At 49.8% G+C, this 3,629-nt stretch carries 3 protein-coding genes and 2 pseudogenes; 2 read left to right on the forward strand and 3 right to left on the reverse strand.

The window, feature by feature from the left end; translation table 11 throughout:
• Positions 1–180, forward strand: a pseudogene (locus tag VU18_RS20725) (transcriptional regulator); the annotation flags it as partial.
• Positions 181–323: 143 nt separating this feature from the next.
• On the opposite strand, the gene VU18_RS20730 reads toward VU18_RS20725, so the two are convergent.
• The 3 genes and pseudogenes from VU18_RS20730 to VU18_RS20735 form a co-directional block, all read right to left on the reverse strand.
• A complete protein-coding gene (locus tag VU18_RS20730) occupies positions 324–704 on the reverse strand; it encodes a hypothetical protein (protein ID WP_236687417.1) in 381 nt (126 codons plus the stop codon).
• Between the two features lie 292 nt (positions 705–996).
• On the reverse strand, positions 997–2,185 hold a 1,189-nt coding region (locus tag VU18_RS14365; RefSeq protein ID WP_236687418.1), incomplete at its 5' end, for a hypothetical protein.
• A gap of 1 nt (position 2,186) precedes the next feature.
• Positions 2,187–2,763, reverse strand: a pseudogene (locus VU18_RS20735) (DUF262 domain-containing protein); the annotation flags it as partial.
• A gap of 256 nt (positions 2,764–3,019) precedes the next feature.
• Between VU18_RS20735 and VU18_RS14370 the strand changes: the two are divergent.
• The gene (locus VU18_RS14370; protein WP_011232754.1) at positions 3,020–3,472 is read left to right on the forward strand and encodes an N-acetyltransferase; all 453 of its coding nucleotides are present in this window, start codon (positions 3,020–3,022) and stop codon (positions 3,470–3,472) included.
• Positions 3,473–3,629: the final 157 nt, after the last annotated feature.

Consider the following 3,629-nt stretch of genomic DNA (forward strand, 5'->3'; position numbering starts at 1 on the left):
GAACAAGCAGTGCAAAGAGTCATGCAAGAAAAGGAGCAGGCGATCAAGCAAACGGAAAAACGGAAGGCCATCGAAATCGCCAAAAATTTGCTTGATGTTCTTCCCATTCACGAGATCGCCAAACGAACCGGCCTGACCGTCGCCGAAGTCGCCGACCTTGCAAAGGAAATGGACAAATAGGCAGCACAAAAGAGCCGCAACCGCGCGGCTCTTATCACTGGTCTTTTCCCTATGGCTCTTGGCGTGTGGAACAAGCAACAGTCGGACTTTTCCCTTGGCCTTTGGCCGCCAAAGCGAGCGCACTTCCCAGTGTGTCAATCCCTCTACTCGCTGCTTGCCAATCGCTGACGGGCTTCATCCGTTAACAACAAATACGGACGGCGTTTCCCCTCCTCCTGGCGCACCACTTTCTCCGTCCACGGGTGAAGCAAAAACAGCCCTAACTTTAGACGGAATTCCGGGTCCACCATTTTTTTCCGCACGCCATCTTCATGGGCGATGAGCTTCTCAATCACGTTAAGCATCTCCCTCTTGCTTAGAAACACCTCCTTCTCCTTCGAACTCAATCGCACAATAACCCCCTCATCGGAAAACGAAACAACGCGAAACGCTTCCTTCCCTTTGAACGTCGATACCATTTTTCCTTCGTAAAGCTTATCCAGCAACGACTTCCACATTTCCTCCGCAAATAGCTGTTGGTTCATGCCCTCTCCCCAACGATAACAAGTGCCTTTTTCCGTCCCCCTACCCCTGCACAGCTTCCGATCCAAACGAACTTCGCATATCGGCCAGTTGCACCGCCAGTTTTTCCAATTCATAAATATTCTATTTCCATTTGTCTGCTGTCCAGCAGCCAATGTATCTGTTCCGGTTTTTCCACCAAGTTTTCCCCCTTTGATCTCCCTGCGAATACGTCGTTCCAAGGCATTTGTTCCTTTTCCTTGAAACTTGAAATATAAACCAAAACCTCTCCCCTACAACATCCTCCCGTCCCGCTCACTCCACTTTCTTACCCATCACCCGCTCGATCATCGCAAGCAGAGCCAGCCTTCTTTTTTCAAAAAACTGGTCAAAATCATCCGCTCTTATCGATGCCACATCAATGACATGCGTTTGCAGGATGTCATCCAACACCGCTGCCGAAACGCCTTTCCTCTCCTCTAGTTTCTTCAAATATACACTTGGAGCATCACGGCCAATCATCCGATTCGTTTTATAGGACAATGGGGTTTTATTCATAATGCAATCGTACTTCGCTTTCTCAATCCCCCGTTTTTCGCAATAGTCACGAGGGAAAATATGGTGAATATCAATCGATTCGCCGTAATACGTCTGAATATCGATCGGCACCCCAGATAAGAAATCCCGCGCCCCTTCCCTCATGAGCAATGCGTGCAACCCTTTATAAGCGGCGCTGTTTCGCGTGCGCAGCGTGAAGAGGCGATCAGCGGCGAAATGGGCATCCCACACCGTCGTCGGCTCCGCACCGCCGCGAATCCATTCGACGACTTCCACCACGTCACGGGCAATCCGCGTCTCCGTCGCTCCTCCATACAATTCACCCAATACACCGCACCAATACCAACGGGCGATTCGGTCACGGACACAAACATTGTGCGCCTCTTTTCCCAGCTCGACAAAAATGGCCGCCAGCGGGATCAACTGGGTGCCGTACGGCAAGTCGCGCGCGGAAAACACATGTTGCTCATGCAAAAATTGAGCCGCCTGAATAAACCCTTCCGTCACCCGATCCGCCCATCTTTGGTAATCCGCCAACGTCAACTGCAAGATGTCGCGCCGCTTGCAGCTGACCGCCACGCCGTCCCCCGCTTTTCGTCGATTGTACGTGGCCAACAACGCAACTGCCTGCAGGAAGTCGGTGCTGCTGATATCGGCCAACACTTTGTTGTAAATTTCTCCAGATCTCTTTAATTTTGCTTCCTTCTCTTCCCAATCATCCCTCAGCTTGAAATCTTCCGCCGCAAATGTGGCGGTAAGAAGCTCGAAGACGGTCAGAGAGACGCCCCCCGTGTTTACATTCTCAAAAACTTGGCAAACCGCCTCTTTCGGAGTCGGCTTCCGAAGCATAATAACAGGCACTTGATATTGCTGAAAACGGGGAAATACGTCCGTCATCAACTTTTGCCACTTCAATGACCGTTCCGCAATTTTCGTTGAATCCGAANAATAGCGCGTCTGCCACGCCAACAACCCCGCAGGATCGAAAAGCAAATTCACCGGAAGCATTCCCGCTTCGCATTCTTTCTCCAAGTCAGAACAATCAAGAACAACCCTCCCTCCCGGTCCGCGAATGATCCGGTCTTCCGGAACACTGACGATCGTCTCTTCTCGGTCGACGTTCGGATCTAACATTTTGTCAATGTCAATATAGTAGAACCGTTTGATTGCCTTGTCTCTCTTGTCTCTTGTCGCTACAGGCGCTTTCAATTTCAATGATTGAAACAACGCCGTCAGCCGCTGTTGACCGTCAAGAATCAGCCGTTCCGGTTCCACTTGGTTCACGTTATCGACCCCTTCGATCGGCCTTGAGGCAAAACGAACATTCGGATTTCCCGTCTGGAGCATCATCACCGCACCGATCGGATAAGAGAGAGAAACACTGATCAACAAATTCCGAATCCGCTCGTCATCCCAAACCCAGCCTCTCTGAAAATCAGGAAGCTGTGTTCGACATTCCTGAATGCTTTCAAGCAAATCAAGCAAACTTTCGACCGTACTGTCAAACGTGGTAATCGTGCTCATATCCTTCCCCCTCGTTTCATGAAAAACCCTACACTTCCATACGATTCAATCGACCAATATTCCATCATCCAATGCATATTCCTGTTGCTTTCCAAAAAACACTTTATTCTTTCGACAATGGCATTCTTTTTCCTCTTCCTGCCGCGAAGCGTTTGGCAGAAACATCCCCCAGCCAACGAAAATCCGTAGTTGAATATAAAAACAAAATATTGTATATTTATAAATATACAATGACGATTGATCGCGAGGGATCCCAATGCAAATCGACCATGCCGTCACGAGCGATGTCAAAGACATGCACGCGCTCATCCAACACTATGCAAAAAAAGGACTCGTGTTGCCCCGCTCGCTGCTATCCATCTATCAGCACTTGCAATGCATGTATGTCGCCAGGGAGAACGGCCAAATCGTCGGCACCGCTGGGTTGCATATCCTGGGGCACGATCTCGGGGAAGTGCGTTCGCTCGTCGTATCTCCTGACCATATGGGGAAAGGAATCGGCCGCCTGCTCGTCCACCATATTGCCGACGAGGCGGCCAGACTCGGGGTGAAGCGGTTAATATCCTTTACTTACCAAGTCGAGTTTTTTCGAAAATGCGGGTTTGAGATCGTAGACAAATCAACGCTGCCGGAAAAAGTGTGGATTGACTGTGTCAACTGCCCGAAACTGGACTGTTGCGATGAAACGGCCATGATGAAATACATTTGATCCTCCTCCCACCCGCATGGCGGGAAAGGAGGGAGAGCCCTTGGAAAAACCTTTTTTCCTCCGCTGTTTCGCTCTCTATACCCTTAACTAAAAACGAGTATGTTCGAAACTGGAAGGCTGGTGATTTCGTGAAAAATCGCGGAAAACGGAATCTCTT

Origin of the sequence: Geobacillus sp. ZGt-1 (assembly GCF_001026865.1) — a bacterium.
Taxonomy (GTDB): domain Bacteria; phylum Bacillota; class Bacilli; order Bacillales; family Anoxybacillaceae; genus Geobacillus; species Geobacillus thermoleovorans.